At 43.0% G+C, this 25,412-nt stretch carries 24 protein-coding genes and 1 riboswitch; of the genes, 22 read left to right on the forward strand and 2 right to left on the reverse strand.

Annotated features, from left to right (window positions below):
* Window position 1 precedes the first annotated feature (1 nt).
* The 9 genes from rsmB to spoVM all read left to right on the forward strand — a co-directional run bounded on the left by rsmB (window position 2) and on the right by spoVM (window position 8,394).
* A complete protein-coding gene (rsmB, locus tag KOL94_RS03790; protein ID WP_221564173.1) occupies window positions 2–1,372 on the forward strand; it encodes a 16S rRNA (cytosine(967)-C(5))-methyltransferase RsmB in 1,371 nt (456 codons plus the stop codon).
* On the forward strand, window positions 1,366–2,451 hold the full coding sequence (gene rlmN / locus KOL94_RS03795; RefSeq protein ID WP_221564175.1) for a dual-specificity RNA methyltransferase RlmN: 1,086 nt from the start codon (window positions 1,366–1,368) through the stop codon (window positions 2,449–2,451). The genes rsmB and rlmN overlap by 7 nt, the downstream gene beginning before the upstream one ends.
* 9 nt (window positions 2,452–2,460) lie before the next feature.
* Window positions 2,461–3,213: a Stp1/IreP family PP2C-type Ser/Thr phosphatase gene (locus tag KOL94_RS03800; protein ID WP_221564177.1), complete on the forward strand. Its 753-nt coding sequence runs from the start codon at window positions 2,461–2,463 to the stop codon at window positions 3,211–3,213.
* A complete protein-coding gene (pknB, locus tag KOL94_RS03805; protein ID WP_221564179.1) occupies window positions 3,210–5,240 on the forward strand; it encodes a Stk1 family PASTA domain-containing Ser/Thr kinase in 2,031 nt (676 codons plus the stop codon). The genes KOL94_RS03800 and pknB overlap by 4 nt, the downstream gene beginning before the upstream one ends.
* 9 nt (window positions 5,241–5,249) lie before the next feature.
* Complete coding sequence (rsgA, locus tag KOL94_RS03810; RefSeq protein WP_221567576.1) at window positions 5,250–6,131, forward strand: ribosome small subunit-dependent GTPase A; 882 nt, start codon at window positions 5,250–5,252, stop codon at window positions 6,129–6,131.
* Between the two features lie 2 nt (window positions 6,132–6,133).
* The gene (gene rpe / locus KOL94_RS03815) at window positions 6,134–6,781 is read left to right on the forward strand and encodes a ribulose-phosphate 3-epimerase (protein WP_221564181.1); all 648 of its coding nucleotides are present in this window, start codon (window positions 6,134–6,136) and stop codon (window positions 6,779–6,781) included.
* A gap of 31 nt (window positions 6,782–6,812) precedes the next feature.
* Window positions 6,813–6,921, forward strand: a riboswitch (TPP riboswitch).
* Window positions 6,922–7,008: 87 nt separating this feature from the next.
* Window positions 7,009–7,554: an energy-coupled thiamine transporter ThiT gene (thiT, locus tag KOL94_RS03820; protein ID WP_221564183.1), complete on the forward strand. Its 546-nt coding sequence runs from the start codon at window positions 7,009–7,011 to the stop codon at window positions 7,552–7,554.
* 5 nt (window positions 7,555–7,559) lie between these two features.
* On the forward strand, window positions 7,560–8,237 hold the full coding sequence (locus KOL94_RS03825) for a thiamine diphosphokinase (protein ID WP_260412190.1): 678 nt from the start codon (window positions 7,560–7,562) through the stop codon (window positions 8,235–8,237).
* A gap of 76 nt (window positions 8,238–8,313) precedes the next feature.
* A complete protein-coding gene (gene spoVM / locus KOL94_RS03830; protein WP_096199318.1) occupies window positions 8,314–8,394 on the forward strand; it encodes a stage V sporulation protein SpoVM in 81 nt (26 codons plus the stop codon).
* Window positions 8,395–8,836: 442 nt separating this feature from the next.
* Here the strand turns inward: spoVM and rpmB are convergent, their stop codons facing one another.
* A complete protein-coding gene (rpmB, locus tag KOL94_RS03835) occupies window positions 8,837–9,025 on the reverse strand; it encodes a 50S ribosomal protein L28 (protein WP_221564186.1) in 189 nt (62 codons plus the stop codon).
* A gap of 239 nt (window positions 9,026–9,264) precedes the next feature.
* Between rpmB and KOL94_RS03840 the strand changes: the two genes are divergently transcribed.
* From KOL94_RS03840 to rnc, 11 genes are all read left to right on the forward strand, one after another.
* On the forward strand, window positions 9,265–9,627 hold the full coding sequence (locus tag KOL94_RS03840) for an Asp23/Gls24 family envelope stress response protein (RefSeq protein ID WP_221564188.1): 363 nt from the start codon (window positions 9,265–9,267) through the stop codon (window positions 9,625–9,627).
* Between the two features lie 16 nt (window positions 9,628–9,643).
* Entirely contained in the window at window positions 9,644–11,323 is a 1,680-nt protein-coding gene (locus KOL94_RS03845) for a DAK2 domain-containing protein (RefSeq protein ID WP_221564190.1), read from the forward strand.
* A 90-nt stretch (window positions 11,324–11,413) separates the two neighbouring features.
* Window positions 11,414–12,076, forward strand: coding sequence for an L-serine ammonia-lyase, iron-sulfur-dependent subunit beta (sdaAB, locus tag KOL94_RS03850; RefSeq protein ID WP_221564191.1), 663 nt, complete (start codon window positions 11,414–11,416; stop codon window positions 12,074–12,076).
* 20 nt (window positions 12,077–12,096) lie between these two features.
* Entirely contained in the window at window positions 12,097–12,984 is an 888-nt protein-coding gene (sdaAA, locus tag KOL94_RS03855; protein WP_221564194.1) for an L-serine ammonia-lyase, iron-sulfur-dependent, subunit alpha, read from the forward strand.
* Window positions 12,984–15,020: an ATP-dependent DNA helicase RecG gene (gene recG / locus KOL94_RS03860; protein WP_483298058.1), complete on the forward strand. Its 2,037-nt coding sequence runs from the start codon at window positions 12,984–12,986 to the stop codon at window positions 15,018–15,020. Before sdaAA ends, recG begins: the two co-directional genes overlap by 1 nt.
* Before the next feature lie 81 nt (window positions 15,021–15,101).
* The gene (gene fapR, locus KOL94_RS03865) at window positions 15,102–15,674 is read left to right on the forward strand and encodes a transcription factor FapR (RefSeq protein ID WP_221564199.1); all 573 of its coding nucleotides are present in this window, start codon (window positions 15,102–15,104) and stop codon (window positions 15,672–15,674) included.
* Between the two features lie 7 nt (window positions 15,675–15,681).
* Window positions 15,682–16,680: a phosphate acyltransferase PlsX gene (plsX, locus tag KOL94_RS03870; protein WP_221564200.1), complete on the forward strand. Its 999-nt coding sequence runs from the start codon at window positions 15,682–15,684 to the stop codon at window positions 16,678–16,680.
* Window positions 16,681–16,683: 3 nt separating this feature from the next.
* The gene (fabD, locus tag KOL94_RS03875; protein ID WP_221564202.1) at window positions 16,684–17,625 is read left to right on the forward strand and encodes an ACP S-malonyltransferase; all 942 of its coding nucleotides are present in this window, start codon (window positions 16,684–16,686) and stop codon (window positions 17,623–17,625) included.
* 4 nt (window positions 17,626–17,629) lie between these two features.
* Window positions 17,630–18,370 carry a 3-oxoacyl-[acyl-carrier-protein] reductase gene (fabG, locus tag KOL94_RS03880; RefSeq protein ID WP_221564204.1) on the forward strand — a complete coding sequence of 247 codons (741 nt, stop codon included), beginning with the start codon at window positions 17,630–17,632 and terminating at the stop codon, window positions 18,368–18,370.
* A 633-nt stretch (window positions 18,371–19,003) separates the two neighbouring features.
* On the forward strand, window positions 19,004–19,237 hold the full coding sequence (acpP, locus tag KOL94_RS03885) for an acyl carrier protein (RefSeq protein WP_221564206.1): 234 nt from the start codon (window positions 19,004–19,006) through the stop codon (window positions 19,235–19,237).
* 94 nt (window positions 19,238–19,331) lie between these two features.
* Window positions 19,332–20,090 (forward strand): ribonuclease III, encoded by a 759-nt coding sequence (gene rnc, locus KOL94_RS03890; protein ID WP_260412191.1) that lies wholly within the window; start codon window positions 19,332–19,334, stop codon window positions 20,088–20,090.
* Window positions 20,091–20,170: 80 nt separating this feature from the next.
* On the opposite strand, the gene KOL94_RS03895 is transcribed toward rnc, so the two are convergent.
* Entirely contained in the window at window positions 20,171–20,395 is a 225-nt protein-coding gene (locus KOL94_RS03895; protein WP_221564212.1) for a DUF1128 domain-containing protein, read from the reverse strand.
* Between the two features lie 188 nt (window positions 20,396–20,583).
* On the opposite strand from KOL94_RS03895, the gene smc reads away from it, so the two are divergent.
* Both smc and ftsY read left to right on the forward strand, forming a co-directional pair.
* Window positions 20,584–24,150 (forward strand): chromosome segregation protein SMC, encoded by a 3,567-nt coding sequence (smc, locus tag KOL94_RS03900; protein WP_221564215.1) that lies wholly within the window; start codon window positions 20,584–20,586, stop codon window positions 24,148–24,150.
* Between the two features lie 16 nt (window positions 24,151–24,166).
* A complete protein-coding gene (ftsY, locus tag KOL94_RS03905) occupies window positions 24,167–25,174 on the forward strand; it encodes a signal recognition particle-docking protein FtsY (protein WP_221564217.1) in 1,008 nt (335 codons plus the stop codon).
* The last annotated feature ends 238 nt before the right edge of the window (window positions 25,175–25,412 follow it).

Consider the following 25,412-nt stretch of genomic DNA (forward strand, 5'->3'; position numbering starts at 1 on the left):
TATGAAGAATGTACGAGAAGTTGCTACAGAGCTGTTATTGAAAATTGACCGCTCACAAGCATATAGCAACCTTTTATTGAATCAGGCAATCCAAAAAAACAACCTTTCAGGGAAAGATGCAGGTCTTTTGACTGAAATCGTTTATGGGACGGTCCAAAGGAAAAACACATTGGATCATTACTTGAAATCGTTCATAAAAAAACCATTGGATAAACTCGAAGACTGGGTTCTGGTACTTTTACGGCTGTCCGTCTATCAAATGGTCTACCTGGATCGGGTCCCAGACCACGCAATCATCAATGAAGCAGTTGTGATTGCAAAAAAGAAGGGGCACAAAGGTATTTCCGGATTCGTCAATGGCGTGCTTCGGAATATCCAACGAAAAGGGGTCCCTGGTGTTGCATCAATTGAAGATGAGAGGTTACAATTAGCCATTGAGTGCAGTCATCCAGAATGGTTGGTTGCTCGCTGGGGCGACCAGCTTGGAGACGAACGCACGAAAGATATGTGTACGATTAACAACACCCCGCCTTCAGTTACAGCCAGGGTGAACCGTTTGAAGATGTCCGCTGAAGAAGCTGTTAGGCGCTTGGAAGAGCAGTCTGTGGAAGCGGAACCAAGCAAATTCGTGCCAGATGGAATCAAGATTTTATCAGGTAATCTTCCTAAATCAGAACTTTACGGTTCAGGTTGTCTAACAATTCAAGATGAAAGCTCGATGCTAGTCGGTTATGCACTTGACCCACAACCAGGTGAACGTGTATTGGATGCCTGTGCCGCACCTGGTGGGAAAACAACTCATCTTAGCGAAAGAATGGAAGATAAGGGAGAGATCACAGCGATCGATCTGCATGATCATAAAGTAAAGCTTATAGAAGAGCAGGTGGATCGGCTTGGATTGACGAATATTGAAACGATTGCGATGGATACTAGGAAAGCAGCGAAATTATTCAAGGAAGAAACATTTGATCGTGTTCTTCTTGATGCCCCTTGTACTGGTTTTGGGGTGATCCGGAGAAAACCGGATATCAAATGGGCGAAACAACCAGAAGATATCGAACGGATTCAAAAGGTTCAATCTGAATTATTGGAAGCAGTCGCTCGTGTTGTTAAGGTTGGTGGATTATTAGTGTACAGTACGTGTACAATAGAAGCAGAAGAGAACGGCAACCAGGTTGATCGATTCTTAGATCGCCATCCTGAATTTGAATGGGATGTCTCTTTATCTAAGAGGCTGCCGGAATCCGTACAACCATACGTATCAGATTTGAAGGGTGAGGTCCAGATCCTTCCTCAAAATTTCAACAGTGACGGATTTTATATTGCATGTTTAAGAAAAACTTCTAGAAAAGGCGGTGATGGAACATGTTAAAACCGTTGACGGAAAAACAGACCAATCCAAACGTAGGCGCATCGATATTTTCATTAAAGTATGAGGACCTTTTAGATTGGTTGAAACAAGCAGGTGAACCATCGTTTCGTGCCAAACAGATTTATGAATGGCTGTATAGGAAACGAGTGACATCATTTGATGAGATGACGAACCTTTCAAAGGACCTTCGTGAAAAGCTGAATGACGCATTTGTTATCACACCTTTAAAACAGGTGGTCCGGCAAGAATCCAAAGATGGGACGATCAAGTTTCTTTTTGAACTTGAAGATGGCTATTCGATTGAAACGGTGTTGATGAGACATGAGTATGGAAACAGTGTTTGTGTCACGACACAAGTTGGGTGCCGATTAGGTTGTACATTCTGCGCTTCTACACTGGGCGGTCTGAAACGCAACCTGAAGGCAGGCGAAATCGTTGCACAAGTATTAGAGGTACAGCGTGCTATGGATGAAACAGATGAACGAGTCAGTTCAGTAGTGATCATGGGGATTGGAGAACCTTTCGATAACTATGAAGATTTGATTTCGTTCCTTAGAATCATCAATCATGATGAAGGATTGAACATCGGAGCACGGCATATCACGGTTTCTACAAGTGGGGTTGTACCAAAGATCTATGAGTTTGCAGATGAAGGAATGCAGATCAATTTTGCGATCTCTCTGCATGCGCCAACTACTGAAATCCGAAGCAGGCTCATGCCAGTTAACCGTATGTATCCACTTGAGGATCTGATGGACTCGATCCGATATTATATCCGGAAGACTGGCCGTCGTGTCACATTTGAATACGGCTTGTTCGGTGGAGTGAATGATCAGGTTGAGCATGCTGAACTTTTGGCTGATCTGATCAAAGATATAAAGTGTCATGTTAACTTAATTCCTGTAAACTATGTACCAGAGAGAGATTACGTCCGTACACCTAAAAACCAAATTTTTAAATTTGAGAGTACGTTAAAAGAACGCGGTGTGAATGTTACCATTCGTCGAGAGCAGGGTCATGATATCGATGCTGCTTGCGGTCAATTACGTGCGAAGGAGCGTAAGGACGAAACGAGGTGAAGAAGGTTGTTGAAGGCATCTTTTCAAACTGACCAAGGTAAAGTACGATCCCATAATGAAGACAGCGGGGCAGTAATCCAGATTTCTGCCTCGGATGTTTTCGCTGTCGTTGCAGATGGAATGGGAGGGCATAACGCCGGGGATGTCGCCAGCCAAATGGCTGTCGATTATATTAGGGAACATCTTGATACATACATAAAAGAAAAGATTGAAACTCCAAATGTAATTCAATCTTTAATTGAGGATGCGAATACCAGTATTTATACGTATGCAAATGAACATCCAGAGTGCCATGGTATGGGGACCACAGTGGTCCTGCTCAGAGCTACAGAGAATGAAGTTTCATTAGGGCATGTAGGGGATAGCCGTTGTTATCATATCCACGATCAGACGATCAGCATGTTGACTGATGATCATACACTTGTCAACGAACTGGTGAAGTCAGGTCAAATTACATCTGAAGAAGCGGAGTATCATCCTCGAAAGCATGTTGTCATGAGATCTGTCGGGACCGATGCAAAGGTAAGGATCGATAACCTGAACTATTCTTGGGGGCAAGGTGATTATCTACTTATATGTTCAGATGGACTTTCAAACAAGGTTCCAGCAAACATGATGTTAGAAGTCGTTACAGGGGATGGGTCTCTTGAAGACAAAGTGAACCAACTCATCAAAATGGCGAATGATGCTGGGGGGGAAGATAACATTACCCTTATCTTATTGTATAACGATGTTAGTCCCGAAGCAGGTGCATCCACATGATTGGCAGACGTATCAGTGATCGATACAGGATTCTTGAGGTCATTGGTGATGGTGGGATGGCGGTTGTCTATAAAGCAGAAGATCTAATTCTTGATCGGATCGTCGCAGTGAAAGTGCTGCGTTCAGAATACTCTACAGATGAGGATTTCATTAGGCGTTTTCGACGTGAAGCCGAGTCAGCGACGAGTCTCAACCACCCGAATGTCGTCAATATTGTCGATGTCGGTGAAGAAGAGCAAATCTACTTTATCGTGATGGAGTATGTACAAGGAAAAACATTGAAACAGATTATCCGTGAACAAGGACCGCTATCACCAGAACGTTCAGTTGAGATCATGAAACAGATTTCTTCTGCGATCGCCCATGCCCACGAGCATCATATTGTTCACCGTGATATCAAACCACATAATATTTTAATAGATGAGGATGGAAATGCTAAAGTAACAGATTTCGGTATCGCATTAGCTGCAACTTCTGCTACGATCACGCATACCAATTCTGTACTTGGCAGTGTACATTATTTTTCGCCAGAACAAGCAAGAGGCGGGATTGCAAATAATAAATCTGATATCTACTCTATGGGTGTCGTACTCTATGAAATGGTGACTGGCAGACTACCTTTTTCAGGTGAGTCAGCTGTTTCGGTAGCCTTGAAACATCTTCAGGAGCAGTTTCCGGAACCGAAGTTTATCAATCCCGACATCCCACAGAGTGTCGAGAATATCATATTGAAGGCAATGGCCAAGGATCCAAATGAACGATTTGATAATGTTCAGGCAATGGAAGAAGATTTGAATACAGCGCTTGATCCTGAGCGTCTCAATGAACCGAAACATTCGATCGATGAAGATGAAGAGGCTACGAAAGTCCTTACGCCGATCGGGAATATGACGGAACAAATGAAAACGGCTCCAGTCCCACCTGTCAATAATACGGAAAAAGAGAAATCTAATCCGAATAAAGGCAAGAAAAAGAAGAAAAAGAAAAATTGGATTGCAATCATTTTAATGATTTTTCTTCTATTAGGTATTGCAGGTGTTGCAGCAGTAACCTTGTGGCCAGAAATTTTCCAAACGAAAGAGGTTCCTGTCCCAGACGTCATCAATCAGCCGTATACGGAGGCTTATGAGAAAATCAAGGATGCAGGACTGAATCCGGAAAAAGAGGAACAGCCAAGTGCTGAAGTGGAAGAGGGGAATGTCATCCGACAAACCCCTGCACCAGGATCTGCTGTAAAAGAAAATGCGACAGTAAAACTGTATGTTAGTACCGGTCCTGAAAAGTTTGAAGTAGAGAACTATGTCGGTCAAGAAGAAGATGATGTTAAGCGGACGAATGTGGAAGATTATTTCAAACGCGTCGATTATCCATCAAGAAGCAGTGAAGATGTGCCTGTAGGGCAAATCATTGAACAATTTCCTGAAGCGGGGGAAATGGTCGTCCCCGGCCAAGAAGTGTTGATATTATATGTCAGCAGCGGGCCACCGTCTTTTGAACTTGCTGATCTTACAGGGAAATCACTTGCAGAAGCCAAAACGTATGCTGATGAAAACGGAATTACCTTAAAAGAGGCTGACGAGCGAGAGTATTCAGAGGATATCAATGAGGGGAATATCATCAGGACAGACCCGAGCCCCGGTGAAGCCGTCCGGGCTGGGGATGAAATTACTGTAACCGTCTCAAAAGGTCTACCAGAGCCAGTGACGATCAAAGATATGGTTGAAATCGAATTCGATGATGATGGCGGAAGCGGGGATGACCCAGGAAACGGTAACGACCCAGGAAACGGTAACGGAAAAGGCAAGGGAAAAAAGAATGAACCGAAACATGTCCGTATCGTGACGAATGACGCAAACGGTGAGAAAACCATTGTTGATAAAGAAATCTCTGAAACAGAACAGTTTGAAATTCCTCTTACTGTGGAGTATAACGGTGAAGGTAGTTACAAAGTCTATGTAGATGATGAAGACTATTATAGTGACTCATATACCTATGAAGAAGCAAAAAACTTTCAGAATGGAGAGTAGATGGACTGCATGCCAAAAGGGACGATCATTAAAGCGTTGAGCGGATATTATTATGTGAAAAGTGAAGAAGAGAATGAAATCTATCAATGTCGAGGAAGAGGCAACTTCCGCAAGCGTAAGTTGACACCGCTTGTGGGAGATGAAGTAGAGTTTGAATCGACCAATCAGACAGACGGTTATGTTATGGAAATCTTCGAACGGAAGAATGAACTGATCAGACCGCCTGTTGCCAATGTAGATCAGGCACTGATCATTTTTTCCGCACGCCGGCCAAGCTTTAAATCGCTCCTTTTGGATCGTTTTTTAGTCCATATTGAAGCTAATGAAATTCTTCCGGTCATCTGTGTCAGTAAATTAGACTTGTTAGAGGATGATACGGAAATTGCAAAAGAGTTGGCGGTCTACCGTCGGGTCGGATATCAAGTCCTCGAAACCTCCTCCACCGAAGATAAAGGTCTGGAAGAGGTGAGAGCACTTTTCGATAACAAGGTAACAGTCATTGCAGGACAATCAGGTGTTGGAAAGTCCACTTTGTTGAATTCGCTCAATCCTGATTTGAATTTAGAAACGAACGATATTTCAGATCATCTCGGGAGAGGCAAACATACGACAAGGCATGTAGAACTGATTCCATTTGGAGATGGGCTTGTAGCAGATACTCCAGGATTCAGTTCATTGGATTTCATCGATATCGAGCCCGAGGATTTATCAATCTATTTTCCAGAGATGCGTGATTTGCGGCCGGAATGTAAGTTCAGAGGTTGTACACACATATCAGAGCCGAAGTGCGCAGTAAAAGAAGCATTGGAAAATGACGAGATCGCACAATTCCGATATGACCATTATGTTCAATTTCTTCAAGAGATCAAAGACCAAAAACGGAGGTACTAGTCATGACTAAAATCGCACCATCGATTCTTTCCGCAGATTTCTCGCGGTTAGGTGAAGAAATAAAAGATGTTGAACGGGGAGGAGCCGACTATATCCATGTGGATGTGATGGATGGGCATTTTGTTCCGAATATCACCATCGGGCCATTGATTGTAGATGCAATCCGGCCGATTACTGATTTACCATTAGATGTCCATCTAATGATTGAAAACCCTGACCAATTCATTCCGGAATTCGCTAAAGCTGGTGCCGACATCATTTCGGTCCATGTGGAAGCTTGTCCGCATCTGCATCGATCTATTCACCTGATTAAAGATCATGGAAAAAAAGCAGGTGTCGTGCTAAATCCACACACACCCGTCACTATGATTGAACACGTCATCGAAGATCTCGATCTTGTATTATTGATGACAGTAAACCCGGGATTCGGCGGCCAGTCCTTCATTAAACAAGTTTTGCCGAAAATCAAGGAAGTTTCTGATCTATGTGATGAAAAAGGTCTTGATATCGACATTGAAGTCGATGGCGGGGTCAATCCTGAAACAGCGAAATTATGCAGAGAATACGGCGCGAATGTCCTTGTTGCTGGATCTGCCATTTATAAGAAAGAGAACAGGAAGGATGCAATCGAGTCCATCCGTGGTGTATAATAAGTAATTAGTAAAAGAATAAAGATTGTAAAGAAACCACTAGGGGAATCTCCGTAAGAGATTGAGAGTGGAGTGTATGCTCCTGACCCTGAGAACCTGAACAGGCTAAAACCTGCGGAGGGAAGTCGGCTTTCAAATGATTATATTTGATGAAAGCAACTGTATCCCTATGCAGTTGCTTTTTAATTGTTCAGTCAAGGGTTCTTTACTGTAAGGGGAGAATAGAAATGAGAAATCGTAATTTATTGATTGCTGAAGTTGCAATTATGGCCGCTCTAGGGATTATACTAGGATTTATTAAATTGAGCGGTCCATGGGCTTTTGGAGGTTCAGTATCGTTGGAGATGGTACCTATTTTTATCATGGCTTTCCGTAGAGGGTTATTTGCTGGGGTATTGACTGGGATGTTGATCGGTCTATTACAATTATTGATCAATCCGTATATCTATTATTTCTTACAGGTCATCCTAGATTATCCATTGGCATTTCTAGTCGTTGGATTGGCTGGCCTTGCAAGACCGAAATGGAGCGATTCATTCGGTAAGAGAGTATTGTTGATCATTGCAGGTACCTTTATTGGAAGCATACTCCGCCTTGCAAGCCATGTCATTTCTGGGGTGGCATTTTTCGCTGATCAGGCACCTGAAGGTACACCAGCATTTACCTATTCCTTCATGTATAATTTTTCTTACATTGCACCGACATTTATACTGACAGTGATTCTATTAGTTCTTTTATCAAAAACTGCTCCTAAATTGGTTCATGGAGAGTGACATTATTGCAAACAATTTGTATCGTTTCTGGAGGACCTGAACATCTGCTGCCCCATGAGATGGAAAGTGAAAATGCTTTTTATATTGGTGTTGATGAAGGGGTCCTTTATCTTCAAAAAAGAAATATAGTTCCACAAGCTGCCTTCGGTGACTTTGATTCGATAACGAGTGAAGATGTTACTAGACTTCAAGACATGAAAATGAAGATCTTTACGTTTGAACGAGAAAAAGATATGACGGACCTCGAACTTGCGTTGAGGTGGTCGCTTAAGCAGAATCCCGAAAAAATCATTTTATATGGTGCCACAGGCGGCCGACTGGATCATGAGCTGATCAATTTTCAAATGTTGAAAGCAGGTCTTGATTCCCAAATACCTATAGAAATCGTTGATCGAGATAATATCATTCTCATGAAGGGTCCGGGGACATATACGATTGAATCCATTCAGGATTTTCCGTACGTTTCCTTCTTGCCGTTTTCACCAATTGTGACAGGGGTGACATTGTCTGGTTTCCGTTACCCGTTGGATCATGCAACAGTAGAGTGGGGCTCGACCCTCTGTATTTCAAATGAGCTTGTAACAAAAAAAGGTACTTATTCGTTTGATAGCGGCATAATTATGATGATAAGAAGCAAAGATCGAGATGGAAATTTAAAAACTCCGGGTACTATTTCTAAGTAGACGAATATACTTAAATAGAATGTTAATTTTCCGAAGGTGAGATCTTCCGGAAACTAACGTTGGAGGAGGCGGAATCATGAAATTTTATACCATCAAACTGCCAAAGTTCTTGGGCGGATTCGTGAGGGCGATCTTAGGGTCATTTAAAAAAGGGTAACAAAAAAAGCACCAAACCAGGTGCTTTTTTGTTTTTAAAATTAGCTGTTTTCGCAAGATAATTGTTTTTTGAGTTTGGAAATATACTCGCATCCGCGGGCACAAGAAAAGCGGAAGCGACCCGTTAGTCACGCAGGTCACTAATTTCTTAAACCGAAGCGGGGAAAGCGAGGTTAACGGACATCAGCGCCGTTATTTGTGACAAATAATGGGTTTTAGAGAATTTAACGGACATCAGAGACGCTATTTGCCTATAAAACACCTAATTTCTATGATTTTTCATCAAATAAGGTCCCTGGTGTCCGCTATTTTTGTAAATCGGTTGATAATTGATCAATTAAGTTCTCCTGTGTCCGTTAACAATCATTTAAAAGTCTAAAGTAATAATGAAAAAAGGACTGGCTCATATTATAATGAACCAGTCCTTTTTGTGCTTTTTTAAATTAGACACGTTCTACTTTACCTGATTTCAAGGCACGAGCAGATACGTATACACGTTTCGGTTTACCGTCAACAAGAATACGAACCTTTTGAACGTTCGCTCCCCATTTACGTTTTGTAGTGTTCAACGCGTGAGAACGCTTGTTTCCAAAGTTTGTTTTCTTACCAGTAACAACACATTTTCTAGCCATGATTGGTACCTCCTTTATTACAAATAAAAATTGTAATGAACAATTACATTTAATATACTTCTTTTTACGAAAACACTACATTATAGTAGCATGAGATGTGTAAGAATGCAAGAATGATTATCAAGTTTATTTACTTGACACGATAAATCTTGATTCTATGATATTTTCTTTCAAATTGTAAGATATTATAGTAAAATGACACTAGCCATAGGTCATTATAATCCAAGGGAGGATTCTGCATGTCTATAGAAATGAAAACAAATTACGGAGAAATTGATATCTCTAATGATGTTATTGCAACGATTGCAGGTGGAGCTGCGATTGATTGTTATGGTATTATCGGAATGGCCTCACAAAAGCAGATTAAAGATGGCATTACTGAACTTCTAGGCAGAGACAATTTCAGCAGAGGAATTGTCGTGCGGCAAGAAGAGGATGAAGTGCACATAGACATGTATATCATCGTCAGCTATGGAACGAAAATTTCTGAAGTAGCTCACAATGTACAAACAAAAGTGAAGTACACGCTTGATCAAATGCTCGGACTATCTGTAGATTCAGTCAACATATTTGTTCAAGGCGTGAGGGTGACGAACCCGTAACGAGGAGGAAGGATTCGTGACAGTTAAGAAGGTAGGCGGAAAAAAGCTATCCCAAATGTTCGTTTTCGGAGCGGATAACCTGAACAGAAACGTAAAAATGGTAGACGCTCTTAATGTTTTTCCAGTACCGGATGGTGATACTGGGACGAATATGAATTTAACGATCACTTCTGGTGTGAAGGAAGTAAGAAATCTATCAACTGATGACGCCAGTAAAGTAGCGACATCATTTTCGAAAGGGCTCCTAATGGGTGCCCGTGGCAACTCTGGTGTCATTTTATCCCAGCTTTTCAGAGGTTTTTCGAAAGCGATAGAGGGACATAGTGAAATTGACACGAAATTATTTGCTGAAGCGTTTGAAGCTGGTGTAGAAACCGCATATAAAGCAGTGATGAAACCAGTTGAAGGTACGATCCTGACCGTTGCTAAGGATTCGGCCAAAAAAGCAGCGAAGGCTGCTCGCAAATCAGACGATATGGTAGAAGTTATGAAGCAGACGTTGAAAGAGGCGAAGGAATCTTTAGACCGTACACCGGACTTATTGCCCGTTTTAAAAGAAGTTGGTGTAGTTGATTCTGGTGGACAAGGACTCGTTACGATTTATGAAGGATTCCTGGCTGTACTTGAAGGAAAAGAGCTTCCGGAAGTCAGCATATCGGGTCCATCTATGGATGAACTTGTGAATGCAGAACACCATAAGGCACAAAGCCATATGAAAACAGAAGACATCCATTATGGATATTGCACGGAGTTCATGGTGAAATTCAAATCTGAGAAAACGGAAAAGAATCCATTTTCTGAAGAAGAATTCAGAAATCAGCTCAGTGAGCATGGTGATTCTTTACTTGTCGTCTCTGATGAAGATCTCGTCAAGGTCCATATACATACGGAAAAACCGGGAGATATGCTGACTCTCGCTCAAACGTATGGTGACTTGATTAATATAAAAATTGAGAACATGCGGGAACAGCATTCGGCCATTTTAGATGATGAATATCAGTCCGAACCAGAAACTAATATCCCTGCACAATCAGCAAAAAAAGATTTCGGGATCGTTACAGTTTCAATGGGGTCAGGGATTGAAGAATTGTTCAAAAGTTTAGGTGCGACTGTCGTGATTGCCGGAGGGCAGACGATGAATCCAAGTACGGAAGACATTGTCAAAGCGATTCAAGAAGCGAATGCTGAAAAGTTGCTTATCCTTCCGAACAATGGAAACATTGTGATGGCCGCGGAGCAAGCAGCTACAGTAGTTGAAGAAGAAGTGGCAGTAGTGAAAACGAAAACGGTTCCACAAGGGATTTCTGCACTTCTCGCATTCAATCCCACCGCTTCTTTAGATGATAACCAATCAGCGATGACTGAAGCTGTCAAGCACGTCAAATCAGGACAAATCACTTTTGCGGTACGTGACACAAGCATTGATGGTGTTGATATCAAGAAAGACGATTTCATGGGAATCTTCGATGGAAAGATTGTAACGTCGAAAGGAACTCAAAAAGAGGCGGTCGAGGCGTTGTTATCTGAAATGGTGAGTGACGAAGATGAAATTATCACCATCATTTTCGGTGAGGATGCTGATGAAAGCGAAGCGTCCGCACTTGGAGACTGGATAGAGGATCAATTTCCAAATGCGGAAGTTGAAATCCACCCAGGTAACCAACCAATTTACTCGTATATCATTTCTGTAGAATAAACGCTTTGAATATTCCTACCATGATCAGACGCATTCCTGACAGGGTAGGAATATTCTTTATCTCTATATGTATAGATGGAGGAATTACAAATGAAGTATAAAAGCGTTTTCGATGTCATCGGACCAATCATGATCGGTCCATCCAGTTCACATACAGCAGGTGCAGCAAGAATTGGTCGGGTTGCAAGATCCTTGTTTGGTCGTAAACCTGAATGGGCGCACATTTCCTTCTACGGATCCTTTGCGAAAACGTACCGTGGTCATGGAACGGATGTAGCGATTGTCGGTGGGATCCTCGATTTTGATACGTTCGATCAGCGGATAAGCGAATCGTTGAAGATTGCCAAACAAGAGAAAATCAAAATCAAGATGACAGAAGAGGAAGCATTGACTGATCATCCTAACACTGCCCGGATCCGTCTTGGAGATAAGGACGGAGAGTTGGAAGTGGTTGGGATTTCAATCGGCGGTGGAAAAATCGAGATTATTGAGTTGAACGGATTTGAGTTAGGGTTATCAGGAAACCATCCTGCACTTCTTGTCGTACACAATGATCATTACGGTGCTATTGCCGGGGTAGCCAATCTATTAGCCAAACACCAGATCAATATCGGTCATATGGAAGTCGGAAGGAAAGAAATCGGAAGTGAAGCTCTGATGACAATCGAAGTGGATCAAAACCTTGAAGATGACGTTTTAGCAGATATCGAAAAACTTCCACACATTATAAAAGCGACACGGATTCATGATTAAACAGAAAGGCGGTATGAGTGATGTTTAGGAATGTCAGTGAGTTAGTGGAACTTGCCGTTTCAAAGAATGTTCCAATTTCTGAAGTAATGATCGAACAAGAAATGGAAGTGACCGGCCGAACGAAGGAATCGGTAATGGAACGTATGGAAAAAAACCTGGATGTCATGGAGAAGGCTGTAGAACGCGGAATCAAAGAAGGTGTAAAATCACATTCTGGCTTGACTGGAGGTGATGCAGTCCTTCTACAAAAATACATCGAGAGTGGCAAAAGCCTTGCTGGTACGACGATTCTGGATGCGGTCAGCAAAGCTGTTGCGACCAATGAAGTGAATGCTGCGATGGGTACGATCTGTGCGACGCCTACTGCAGGATCCGCTGGTGTCGTCCCAGGTACCCTATTTGCCCTTAGAGATAAACTGCATCCGAGCCGTGAACAAATGGTCCGCTATTTATTCACATCTGGTGCTTTTGGTTTCGTCGTTGCAAATAATGCATCGATTTCCGGAGCTGCTGGGGGTTGTCAGGCTGAGGTAGGATCAGCTACAGGAATGGCTGCAGCAGCGATCGTCGAACTAGCTGGCGGCACTCCTGAGCAATCAGCGGAAGCTATGGCGATTGCGCTTAAAAACATGCTTGGTCTTGTATGTGATCCCGTTGCAGGACTGGTAGAAGTACCATGTGTAAAAAGGAATGCCATCGGAGCAAGCATCGCGATAACCGCTGCAGATATGTCACTTGCTGGGATCACGAGTCGTATTCCATGCGATGAAGTGATTGATGCGATGTATAAGATTGGAGAATCGATGCCTACTGCCCTTAAGGAGACTGCACAAGGAGGATTGGCGGCTACTCCGACAGGTCGGGAGCTTGAAGCGAAAATTTATGGAGTGCCGCTAAAGAAAAAATGATGGATTTGTCGATACCCGTTACTCAAGTCAAGGGAATCGGAGAAGCACGGGCTGAAGAATTGGCTGATTTGAAAGTGTATACCGTCAACGAACTTCTTATGTACTTTCCATACCGTTATGAGGACTTCCAAGTGAAGGATTTGACGGAACTGAAACATGACGAAAAGGCAACAATAGAAGGGAAGGTTCATAGCGAGCCTTCTCTCCGTTATTTTGGCCGGAAGAAATCTAGACTAACAGTGAAAGTACTCGTGGGGAAATATCTTGTAACGGCTGTGTTTTTCAACAGGGCATTTTTGAAGAAACAGCTTTCAATCGGACAACCTGTCACAATCACAGGAAAATGGGATCAACACAGGCTGACCATCACAGCGCAGCATGTGATGTTCGGACATCAAGAATCTGACGAGACAATTGAGCCGGTCTATTCGATTAAGGGAGATTGGACAGTCAAGAAAATCCGAAAAGTCATCCAGCTTTGTCTACAACAATATCTTGGTTCAGTTGAGAATATTTTACCGGAGGATTTGAGGAAACAATATAAACTTATCGACCGCAAAGAGGCGATACAATGGATCCATGCTCCTGCCACACATGAGCATTTAAAGCATGCAAGACGGTATTTTGTCTATGAAGAACTGTTACGATTCCAGTTGAAAATGCAGTGGTGGCGGAAACAGGAGAAAGAAAAATCCGATGGTCAAGAGAAGTTCTTCAATGAGGCTGAAATCGACCGTTTCATAACTGCTCTGCCTTTCCCGTTGACAGGTGCACAAAAGCGTGTGGTCGATGAGATTTTAAAAGATTTAAGATCCCCTTATCGGATGAACCGTCTGCTTCAAGGGGATGTCGGATCAGGTAAGACCATTGTGGCGGGCATAAGCATGTACGCTCTAGCAACATTGAACATGCAATCAGCTTTAATGGTCCCGACTGAAATATTAGCGGAACAGCACTATGAATCAATGACCCAATTATTCAACCAGTTTGAAATCAATGTTGACTTGCTGACAAGCTCGATTAAAGGGAAACGTCGTAGCGAGATTCTGGAGCGGGTCAAAAATAGGGAAGTCGATATCCTGATCGGCACGCATGCCCTGATCCAAGATGAAGTCCAATTTAATGACCTGGGCTTGGTGATCACGGATGAACAGCACCGGTTCGGAGTGGAACAGAGGAAAGTGCTGCGACAAAAAGGGATCACTCCTGATGTCCTCTTCATGACTGCTACTCCTATTCCAAGGACACTGGCAATATCGGCCTTCGGTGATATGGATGTTTCAACTATCGATGAAATGCCGGCCGGACGAAAACCGATTGAAACCTATTGGGCGAAGCATGGGATGCTTGATCGTGTTCTTGGATTCATTGAAAAGGAATTGGAGAGAGGTCGGCAAGCCTATGTGATTTGTCCCCTGATCGAGGAATCGGATAAGCTCGACTTCCAGAATGCGGTCGATGTTCATGCCCAACTGGTCAACTATTTTACAAACTTTAAAGTAGGCTTGATGCATGGGCGGTTGCGATTTGATGAAAAAGAAGAGATTATGGCTAGGTTTAGTAGAAATGAAGTTCAAATTCTTGTTTCGACGACTGTAGTTGAGGTGGGGGTGAACGTCCCGAATGCAACGGTTATGGTTGTTTATGATGCAGAGAGATTCGGTTTGTCCCAATTGCATCAGTTACGCGGAAGAGTAGGGAGAGGGGATGCGCAATCCTACTGTATCCTCATAGCAGATCCGAAATCCGATGTCGGGAAAGAACGGATGCAGATCATGACAGAAACAAATGACGGTTTCGAGTTATCTCAGCGGGACCTCGAACTACGGGGGCCAGGTGACTTCTTCGGAAAAAAGCAAAGCGGTTTACCTGATTTCAAAGTTGCTGACCTTGTCCATGACTATCGGGCTTTGGAGGTTGCAAGGAATGATGCTGCGAAAATGGTAAACGCTGAAGGTTTTTGGAAAGAACCAGGCTATGAATCTCTAAGAAATTGGCTATTAGAACAGGTAGATGCTTGGGAGGAACTTGATTAACCCACTATTCCTTGAAAAGAATGACCAATCAATATATACTACTATTAGTACCTACTCATAAGAGTAAGGGATGGTGAAGGAATGAAGAGAAATAAAAAAGAACGTCAACAAATGTTGAAAGAGACGATTCTTATAAATCCATTCATAACAGATGAGGATTTAGCTGATCAATTCCAGGTAAGTGTACAAACAATACGACTTGATCGTTTGGAGCTTTCGATACCGGAACTTCGTGAAAGAATTAAAAATGTCGCCCGGCAACAGCTGGATGAAGTGAAGGCACTTTCGATTGAAGATGTAATCGGTGAAATCATTGACCTGCAACTAGATGAATCTGCGATCTCAATATTGGATATCAAGAAAGAGCATGTTTTTTCTAGACATGATATCGCCAGGGGGCATCATTTGTTTGCACAAGCAAACTCCCTTGCCGTTGCGATTATAAATGATGAAATGGCATTGACCGAAAAATCAGACCTGCGATTTACGAGACAGGTCAAAGTCGGTGAGCGAGTCATTGCAAAAGCGAATGTGATCGAACATCAAAAGGATCGCTCTATTGTAGAAGTGAAGAGCTACGTTGAACAGGAACTTGTTTTTGAAGGTGTATTCACCATGTTCCGCTCGAAAAGAAGCAAGAAAGAAAGGACGTAATTCATAAATGAGGATTGCTATTGATGCAATGGGCGGTGACAATGCCCCTGAACAGATTGTTCTAGGTGCCATTGAAGCCGTCAATCAATATACCGATCTTGAGGTGACCCTCGTCGGTGATGAAAACGAGATCGAAAAATATCTGATCGAATCAGACCGGATTTCAATTCTACATACACCCGAAAAAATCACAAGTGAGGACGAACCAGTAAGGGCAGTCAGAAGAAAGAAACAAGCATCGATGGTATTATCTGCGGTCGAAATAAAAGACGGCAGAGCCGATGCCTGTATCTCGGCAGGAAATACGGGAGCATTGATGACGACCGGATTGCTCCATGTCGGGCGTATCCCAGGAATCGACCGCCCTGCCTTATCACCTACATTACCAACACTGGATGGTCAGGGATTCGTCCTGCTGGATGTGGGCTCGAATATGGATGCAAAGCCTGATCATATTTTTCAATATGCATTGATGGGCAGTGTATACAGTCAAAAAGTGCGGGGCCTCGGGAAACCACGCGTCGGACTGTTGAATGTCGGGACAGAAGATGGAAAGGGAAACGAATTGTCTAAACAGACTTTTCAATTGTTGAAAGAGACAGATCTCGTACATTTTGTTGGTAATGTAGAATCGCGTGATCTTTTGGAAGGTGTTGCCGATGTTGTCGTTTGTGATGGTTTTTCGGGCAATCTCGTTCTGAAAACCATCGAAGGTACGGCAATGTCAATGTTCAAGATGCTTAAGGAACAGCTGATGAGTTCAGTGAAAAGTAAGTTGGCTGCTGCTGTTTTGAAACCAGAGTTCAAATTGATAAAAGAAAAACTTGATTACAGCGAATACGGTGGAGCGGCGTTATTCGGCCTACGTGCACCAGTAATTAAAGCGCACGGTTCATCCGATGCAAATGCAGTGCTGAATGCGATACGTCAAGCACGCCATATGGTTGAACATGATATGGTAGCGATCATCACTGAAAAAGCAGCTCGAATAGAAGGGAAGGAATGACAAATGGGAAAAGTCGCATTTATTTTTCCTGGCCAAGGTTCTCAACAAGTAGGAATGGGACAAGATTTTGTAAAACATAACGAACTATCTGCTGCAGTGTTTAAACAAGCAGACGATCGGTTAGGATACTCGTTGTCTTCGATTGTCGCAAATGGTCCTGAAGAAGAACTGACACGGACCGAGAATACTCAACCCGCTTTACTTACGACGAGTATTGCGATTCTGAAAGCTTTAGAAGAATATGAGATACTTCCGGACTACACTGCTGGCCATAGCTTGGGTGAATATACAGCGCTCGTAGCTTCGAAAGCTTTGAGTTTTGAAGACGCCGTATATGCAGTCCGAAGACGCGGTATGTACATGGAAGAAGCAGTTCCTTCAGGTGAAGGCGCGATGGCTGCAGTTCTTGGCATGGAAGCGGATCGACTGGAAAAAATCACAACTCGTATCACATCTGGTGGAGATTCGGTCCAATTGGCAAACCTTAATTGCCCGGGACAAATTGTGATTTCCGGTTCTAAGTCAGGGGTAGAAAAAGCTTCTGAAGCAGCGAAAGAAGAAGGCGCGAAGAGAATCATCCCTCTTCAAGTGAGCGGGCCGTTCCACTCGGAATTGATGAAACCCGCTGCTGAAAAAATGGGTGACATCCTAGATGAGTTGACGATTATAGATGCAGAAATACCGGTCGTAGCGAATGTATCGGCTGTGCCTGTAACAGAAGCCGGTGAGATCCGATCGAAACTGATTGAGCAAATCTATTCGCCCGTACGTTGGGAAGAAACAGTCCGATACTTGTTGGATGAAGGCGTGGATACATTTATTGAAATCGGACCAGGGAAAGTATTGTCTGGTCTTGTGAAAAAGGTGCATCGACGAGCGACTACGATTGCGATATCAGACACGGAATCGTTGGAAGCGGCTGTAAAGAAACTTAAGGAGGTATGATTTGATGCTTACTGGTAAAACTGCCTTAGTAACTGGGGCTTCTAGAGGGATTGGCCGTGCAATAGCAATTGAACTGGCCAAGCAGGGTGCCTCGGTTGCAGTGAATTATTCCGGAAGTGAAGAGAAGGCTAGAAAAGTAGTAGAAGAAATTCAAGGAAACGGTGGACAAGCTTTTGCCATCCAATCAGATGTTTCCAGCATGGATTCCGTAACTGCGATGATCAAAGAGGTGGTCTCGACTTATGGCTCTCTCGATATTCTTGTCAATAACGCTGGGATCACGCGTGACAACCTCTTGATGAGAATGAAAGAAGAAGAATGGGATGCTGTCATCAACACGAACTTGAAAGGTGTTTTCAACTGTACGAAAGCAGTGACACGTCAAATGATGAAACAACGTTCAGGTCGCATCATCAACATTGCCTCGATCGTAGGTGTATCAGGAAACCCAGGACAAGCAAACTATGTCGCAGCAAAAGCTGGTGTCATCGGTCTGACAAAAACGACTGCAAAAGAACTATCCAGCCGCGGAATCACTGTCAACGCTGTCGCACCAGGTTTCATTGAAACTGACATGACAGACGCCCTCGAAGGAAGCGTCAAAGATGAAATGCTCAAGCAAATTCCACTAGCACGTCTTGGACGTCCAGAAGATATCGCAGCAGCTGTAAAGTTCCTAGCTGGTGAAGAGAGTGGATATATTACGGGGCAGACTATTCATGTCGATGGCGGCATGGTAATGTAATGAGAGGATAGTTCCGAATTCCGGGAAACAGTTCTGTGGAATTCTTCGTTACGTCGCTACTCCGGTCCTCACGTATTACTAAATACGCTCCGGCCGACCGTAGCTTCCGTGCCTCGAATTTCTCGGTCCTGTTTGTCCTCATTCTGAACTTCGGTTGAAGTGTTGTTTGAAAAGTATCCGAATGATAAACATCGAATTTCCGATGCACAGGCTTTTATGCTTGTTTAAGGTGAATTCGCGACACTCTTGCGGACCTGCGTTCCAGGCGAGCTCAAGCAGCTATGTTTGCAGTTAACGGACACCAGAGTCGTTATTTGTGACAAAATCGGTGTTTCTGAATTTTTAACGGACAACAGAGCTGTTATTTGTGGAAAAAAGCAGCTGATTACTGTGATATTTGCGAAATAAGGTCTCTGGTGTCCACTAAGTATGTAAAACCTGTGTGTTTTTGGTGAAATAAGGTCTCCTGTGTCCGCTAACAGGTAAGTGCATCTTGATTTCAGCGATTGACTGGCGAATAGGCTTGCGGATCACCCGCGGAAATTAACAGATCAGTTTTTATAAAATCTTGTACACCTGAGATTTACTAGATGATGTACATTTCGTATAATACTTGAGAGGAGGTGAACGGACATGGCAGACATTCAAGATCGTATTACGAAAATCATCGTTGACCGTTTAGGGGTTGATGAGGAAGAAGTGAAACTTGAATCTTCATTCAAAGAGGATCTAGGAGCGGATTCTTTAGACGTTGTTGAACTTGTTATGGAACTTGAAGATGAGTTCGACATGGAGATTTCTGACGAAGATGCTGAAAAAATTGCTACTGTTGGCGATGTAGTTGATTACATAAACAGCCATCAATAGTATTTTTGTAAGTCCCGCGTCAACACTTGATTGCGGGGCTTTGTTTTATTAAACTTAATTATGTATAAGCAAGATTAGGAATATGGAGGTCACAATGTCCAACCGTACACCATCAAAGAAATATTCACGATCAAAGCGCAGGCCTTTCACTAAGGAAGAGCTTTCTTTACGTTTTAAGCCATACCAGGAAAAAATCGATATCCATTTCGAAAATGAAAAACTACTCTTCCAAGCATTCACTCATTCATCGTATGTGAATGAGCATCGTAAACGTCCTAGTGATGATAACGAACGCCTTGAATTTTTAGGAGATGCGGTATTAGAACTGACAATTTCTCAGTATTTGTACAAGAAGTATCACAATATGTCCGAAGGTGAATTGACAAAATTACGTGCAGCAATCGTATGTGAACCATCCTTGGTGACATTTGCACTTCAATTGAATTTCGGAGATCTTGTATTACTAGGTAAAGGTGAAGAAAATACAGGAGGAAGAACACGTCCCGCCTTGCTGGCAGACGTTTTCGAAGCTTTCATTGGAGCTCTTTATCTTGATCAAGGATTGGAAGTTGTCGAACAGTTCTTAAACAAATTCGTCTATCCAAAAATTAATGAAGGTGCTTTTTCCCATGTGATGGATTTCAAGAGCCAGCTCCAAGAATTCATCCAAAGAGAAAATCGAGGAACGCTCTTATACAGGATCGTTCAGGAGACTGGGCCTGCACATAACCGGGAGTTCACCTCTGAAGTCTATTTAAGCAGTGAACGACTGGGGATCGGGCATGGCCGTTCGAAAAAGGAAGCCGAACAGCACGCTGCGAGAGAAGCACTACAATATTTGAACAAAAAATAAGAAAAAGGCTGTCCCCTAAGTGTTTAACACTTTTCTGCTGGGACAGCCTCTTTTTTGCCAAGTTTTCTTTAACGACCTATTCACTTTTTACGAAGTTCGCTAAGTTCTTGAATGATTCCTTCGGTTTCATTGACACTGAAATGATTTTTCTTCATCACATATTCATAGAGGTCCTTCAATTCATCGTATTGTTCCACATCAAAGTCTTCCGGACGCATGACTCCTGTATTCACGACTTGCATTTGTTTTTGCATCTGCTCGATCATATACGCTAGATTTTCTTCGTTTTTGTTATTGAGATTCACCGAATCATCCTTTCCTCCAACCATTCTTCATTGCCATTGTAGCATGAATCGACATTGAATGCGGAATTTTACCGGAGTTCTTCTGAAGTAACCATCTTTATGATAAAATAAATAAGTATGTATTCAAGTGTAAGGTTAAAATTTCTGAGCATGATGAATGAGATGAATTTAGTGAAGGGGGAATCATAATGTTCCTCAAAAGATTAGATGTCGTCGGATTCAAATCCTTTGCTGAACGGATTGGTATTGAGTTTGTACCAGGCGTTACAGCAGTGGTTGGTCCGAATGGAAGTGGGAAAAGCAACATTTCAGATGCGGTCCGTTGGGTTTTAGGTGAACAGTCTGCAAAATCCTTACGGGGGGCAAAAATGGAAGATATCATTTTTGCGGGAAGTGATACACGTAAACCGTTGAATGTTGCTGAAGTGACATTGACTTTAGATAACGAAGATCAGCATATACCGATTGAATATAATGAAATCAGCATTACAAGGAGAGTCTATCGTTCTGGTGACAGTGAATATTTGATCAATAGGCAGCAGTGTCGATTGAAGGATATTGTCGACTTGTTCATGGACTCCGGTCTTGGCAGAGAGGCCTATTCGATCATTGGACAAGGTAAGGTTGAAGAAATTCTCAGCAGTAAACCTGAAGATCGCCGGAGAATCTTTGAAGAAGCAGCTGGTGTCTTGAAATATAAGACGCGTAAATTAAAAGCAGAACAGAAACTCCGTGAAACCGAAGAGAATCTGAATCGTGTAGAAGATATCCTCCACGAACTGGAGGGGCAGGTCGAACCATTGAAGATCCAGGCTTCGATTGCTCGTGATTACTTGGACAAGAAAAGCGAGCTTGAGGTGATTGAATCTGCATTATTGGTCCACGAAATAGAGGACTTACATACTAAATGGGAAACGAAATCCAAAGAAATCGAACAATTGAGAGTTGAAGAGGTCAAACTGCATGGACAGGTTCAAAATAAAGAGCAGGAGATCGGCATCATAAGGGATGAATTGACTGCTTTGGATGAATCGATCGATGAGCTCCAAGACGTCCTCTTGAATGTGAGTGAAGAACTCGAAAAGCACGAAGGTAAACGTGAAGTGATGCGTGAGCGAAAGAAAAATTACCATCAGAACAAAGAGCAGCTAACTCAGAAAATCTCGCAACAAAAGGAAAAGAAAAAATCTCTCGAAGGAACGTTGCAAATTGAACGAAATCAATTGCATGAACACCAAAGTAAGCTGAAGAAACTTCAAAGCGAGCTTAAAGTTCAAGAGGAACAACTTGAGCTAGTTGATAAGAACATCGAAGAAGAACTCGAGCAGCTGAAAAGTGAATATTTCGATTGTCTTAATGAGCAGACATCGACTAAGAATGAAATCCGATACTTGAGCGATCAGCTGGATCAGCAGACTTCTAAATCTTCTAGACTCGATGATCGTCATAAACAATACATCGAAGAGCGTGATCGGATAACGCACCGGAAATCAGAATTGGATGGAAAACTTGAAGGTGTCCAGGCGGAGCTTGAAAGGCAAATGGATGCCTTCATGGAGCTGAAAACAGCAATCGAAAAAAATGAAAAGACGCTGAATGATAAAGAATCGAAGTTATATAAAGCGTATCAATTCATCCAACAATTCCGTTCAAAAAAAGAAATGCTTGAAGAAATGCAAGAAGATTACAGCGGATTTTTTCATGGTGTCCGTGAGATATTGAAAGAACGAGGTAAGAGGCTGCCGGGCATTGAAGGTGCTGTAGCCGAACTAATCACTGTTTCCAAAAATGAAGAAATGGCGATTGAAACAGCACTCGGAGCTGCCACACAGAATGTTGTCGTCCATACAGAGGAAGATGCTCGGAAAGCGATTGGGTTTTTGAAACAAAAACGTCTTGGACGAGCTACATTTTTACCGATGTCTGTTATGAGGAGCCGGAAGCTATCAGGTCAGGAAGAGGGGAAAGTTTCCGATCATCCTTCTTATATCGGGATTGCTTCCAATCTTGTCAGTTATGAGGAAATGTATCGTAAAGTCATTGAAAACCTCTTAGGCAATGTTGTGATTGCCAAAAACCTGGAGGGTGCCAATGCATTAGCGAAACTCCTCAATCACCGTTACCGGATCGTGACATTAGAAGGGGACATCGTCAATCCAGGTGGATCGATGTCAGGAGGTAGTCTGAAACAAAAGAATACGTCCTTATTATCCAGGCAGCGCGAACTGGATTCCATTTCAGAAAAGCTTGCCTCTATGGAAACGCAGACCGATCAGCTTGAAAAAGATGTCAAGCAAGAGAAGAAAAACTTGCTCAACCAGAAAGAAAAGCTCGAAAACTTGCGTGAAACCGGAGAAAACAAACGACTCGAAGAACAGCAGTTGAAAGGCGAACTTAGAGAAATTGAACTTGAAGCTAAGAACATCAATGAACATTTATCGTTATACGACCGTGAAAAAGGAACGTATGACTCCGAAAAGGAAACGATAGAGCAAAGGGTGGCTAGTCTGCAAGAGTCCTTGAAAGCGTCTGAGACGAGGGCTGTAGAGCTCGAACAAGAAGTAGAAAGATTATCGAGTCAAAAGAAAAACCAACAGACAACGAAGGATGATTTGAAAGAAGAAATTACTTCGTTGAAGGTAAAACTTGCACAATCGGAAGAACAATTTTCAAACTCGAACAGAACGGTCCAACGTTTACAAAATGAACTCGATGAAACAGTGAAGATCATGAGTGAGGCGGAAGAAGAATTCTGGCTGCTTGAAGAAGCAGTTAATACGAGTACTACAGATGAAGAGGCGTTAGATGAGAAGATCATCCAGCATCGGAAGGATAAAGATTCTACAGTCCAACTAATTGGCGATCGTCGGAAAGAGCGCAGCCAACGTCAAGAAAAAGCAGAAGAGCAGGAATTGCAGCTTAAAGAATTCAAGCGACTTCACCAGCAGATTTCCGATGGGATCCATCAAGAAGAACTGCGGCTAAATCGTTTAGATGTGGAGCTAGAGAACCGTTTGAACCATCTAAGCGAGGAATACCAGCTTTCCTATGAACGAGCTAAGGAAAAATACAGCTTGGAAATGACTCCAGACGAGGCGCGGACGAAAGTAAAGCTCATCAAGCGCGCCATCGATGAACTCGGGACAGTCAACCTTGGAGCGATCGATGAGTACGAACGGGTTTCAGAACGCTATAATTTCTTGATCGAACAGCGTGATGACTTGAATGAAGCAAAATCTACCCTTTATGGAATCATAACAGAAATGGATGAAGAGATGACGAAGAGGTTCAAAGAATCATTCTTCGATATCCGTGAACATTTCCGTGAAATTTTCCGTGAGTTGTTCGGTGGCGGAAGAGCGGACCTTGAATTGACAGAACCGGATGATCTATTGAATACAGGGGTCAATATCCTTGCACAGCCTCCAGGTAAAAAGCTTCAACATCTCGCATTGTTATCTGGCGGTGAACGAGCATTGACAGCCATTGCTTTATTATTCGGAATTCTGAAAGTAAGGCCGGTGCCATTTTGTATCCTCGATGAGGTTGAAGCCGCACTCGACGAAGCTAATGTAAGCCGTTTTGCAAAGTTTCTACGTGCATTCAGCGAACAGACTCAATTTATCGTCGTAACCCACCGGAAAGGTACGATGGAAGAAGCGGATGTCCTTTATGGAGTAACGATGCAGGAATCCGGCGTTTCGAATCTTGTATCAGTCAAATTGGAAGAAACAAAAGAACTTGTGACGACATAGTAATGAGGTGGAACATATGAGTTTTTTTAAACGTTTAAAAGATAAGCTGAGCACACAAAGTGATACGGTTACTGAAAAGTTCAAGGATGGTTTGGAGAAAACGAGGACGTCCTTTTCAACCCGTGTCAACGATCTTGTGAAGAATTATCGTAAAGTAGATGAAGAGTTTTTTGAGGAATTGGAAGAGATCCTTATTGAAGCGGATGTCGGTGTAGCGACCGTCATGGATCTGATCGACGAATTGAAAGATGTTGCCAGGACTCGGAACATTAAAGAGACCGAAGAACTTCAGGTCGTCATCTCAGAAAAGCTGGCTGAACTGCTTGATAAAGGAGAAGAGAGTACGAAGCTGAACATCAAAGAGAATGAGCTGACTGTCATCTTATTCGTCGGAGTCAATGGCGTAGGGAAGACGACTTCGATCGGAAAACTTGCTCACAAATTAAAAGAAGAGGGTAAATCTGTACTGATGGCAGCCGGGGACACGTTCCGTGCTGGAGCGATCGATCAGCTCCAGATATGGGGCGACCGTGTCGGAGTCGATGTCATTAAGCATAGTGAAGGTGCTGATCCTGCAGCAGTTGTCTTCGATGCAGTGAAATCCGCGAAATCACGTGGTGTGGAAGTTCTTTTATGCGACACCGCTGGACGACTTCAGAACAAGGTCAATCTGATGAATGAACTTGAAAAGATCAAGCGTGTCATCGGTAGAGAGCTGCCTGGCGCACCGCACGAGGTCTTGCTCGTGGTCGATGCTACAACCGGCCAGAACGCAATGAATCAAGCGAAGACGTTCAGTCAAGCAACAGATGTCAGCGGAATCGTGTTGACGAAGCTTGATGGAACCGCGAAGGGCGGTATCGTACTCGCAATCCGCCATGAACTTGAAATCCCGGTCAAGCTTGTGGGCCTAGGAGAAAAAGTAGAAGACCTTTATGAATTCGACGCTGATCAATTCGTCTACGGACTGTTTTCCAACATACTTCCAGATATGACAGAAGACGAATCAGCAGATCGAGATTGACTTGTAAAAATTGGATTTCGAGGTCTTAACGGATACCAGAGACCTTATCTCATTGAAAGCAAGGTGAATCACTTCATTTTGTTACAGATAACGGCGCTGGCGTCCGCTAACAATCATAAACAATACAACAAACGATTCCGCCGAAGCGTTTGTTTCATGTGAACCTCAACGCGTGCCAGGCACCTAACGAGAAGCCATGCGGTGCAACGGATTGAAAATGGTGCCTGGCACCAAAATC

The sequence above is a fragment of the Alkalihalobacillus sp. TS-13 genome (assembly GCF_019720915.1).
Classification (GTDB): Bacteria; Bacillota; Bacilli; order Bacillales; family Fictibacillaceae; genus Pseudalkalibacillus.

Excerpts from the sequence above, each read along its gene's own strand:
- sdaAA (WP_221564194.1), top strand. The coding sequence starts at position 12,097 with ATGTTTAGGAATGTCAGTGAGTTAGTGGAACTTGCCGTTTCAAAGAAT.
- fabG (WP_221564204.1), top strand. The coding sequence starts at position 17,630 with ATGCTTACTGGTAAAACTGCCTTAGTAACTGGGGCTTCTAGAGGGATT.
- recG (WP_483298058.1), top strand. The coding sequence starts at position 12,984 with ATGGATTTGTCGATACCCGTTACTCAAGTCAAGGGAATCGGAGAAGCA.
- spoVM (WP_096199318.1), top strand. The coding sequence starts at position 8,314 with ATGAAATTTTATACCATCAAACTGCCAAAGTTCTTGGGCGGATTCGTG.
- rpmB (WP_221564186.1), bottom strand. The coding sequence starts at position 9,025 with ATGGCTAGAAAATGTGTTGTTACTGGTAAGAAAACAAACTTTGGAAAC.
- pknB (WP_221564179.1), top strand. The coding sequence starts at position 3,210 with ATGATTGGCAGACGTATCAGTGATCGATACAGGATTCTTGAGGTCATT.
- plsX (WP_221564200.1), top strand. The coding sequence starts at position 15,682 with ATGAGGATTGCTATTGATGCAATGGGCGGTGACAATGCCCCTGAACAG.
- rsgA (WP_221567576.1), top strand. The coding sequence starts at position 5,250 with ATGCCAAAAGGGACGATCATTAAAGCGTTGAGCGGATATTATTATGTG.
- thiT (WP_221564183.1), top strand. The coding sequence starts at position 7,009 with ATGAGAAATCGTAATTTATTGATTGCTGAAGTTGCAATTATGGCCGCT.
- rsmB (WP_221564173.1), top strand. The coding sequence starts at position 2 with ATGAAGAATGTACGAGAAGTTGCTACAGAGCTGTTATTGAAAATTGAC.
- acpP (WP_221564206.1), top strand. The coding sequence starts at position 19,004 with ATGGCAGACATTCAAGATCGTATTACGAAAATCATCGTTGACCGTTTA.
- sdaAB (WP_221564191.1), top strand. The coding sequence starts at position 11,414 with ATGAAGTATAAAAGCGTTTTCGATGTCATCGGACCAATCATGATCGGT.
- fabD (WP_221564202.1), top strand. The coding sequence starts at position 16,684 with ATGGGAAAAGTCGCATTTATTTTTCCTGGCCAAGGTTCTCAACAAGTA.
- fapR (WP_221564199.1), top strand. The coding sequence starts at position 15,102 with ATGAAGAGAAATAAAAAAGAACGTCAACAAATGTTGAAAGAGACGATT.
- smc (WP_221564215.1), top strand. The coding sequence starts at position 20,584 with ATGTTCCTCAAAAGATTAGATGTCGTCGGATTCAAATCCTTTGCTGAA.
- ftsY (WP_221564217.1), top strand. The coding sequence starts at position 24,167 with ATGAGTTTTTTTAAACGTTTAAAAGATAAGCTGAGCACACAAAGTGAT.
- KOL94_RS03840 (WP_221564188.1), top strand. The coding sequence starts at position 9,265 with ATGTCTATAGAAATGAAAACAAATTACGGAGAAATTGATATCTCTAAT.
- rlmN (WP_221564175.1), top strand. The coding sequence starts at position 1,366 with ATGTTAAAACCGTTGACGGAAAAACAGACCAATCCAAACGTAGGCGCA.
- rpe (WP_221564181.1), top strand. The coding sequence starts at position 6,134 with ATGACTAAAATCGCACCATCGATTCTTTCCGCAGATTTCTCGCGGTTA.
- rnc (WP_260412191.1), top strand. The coding sequence starts at position 19,332 with ATGTCCAACCGTACACCATCAAAGAAATATTCACGATCAAAGCGCAGG.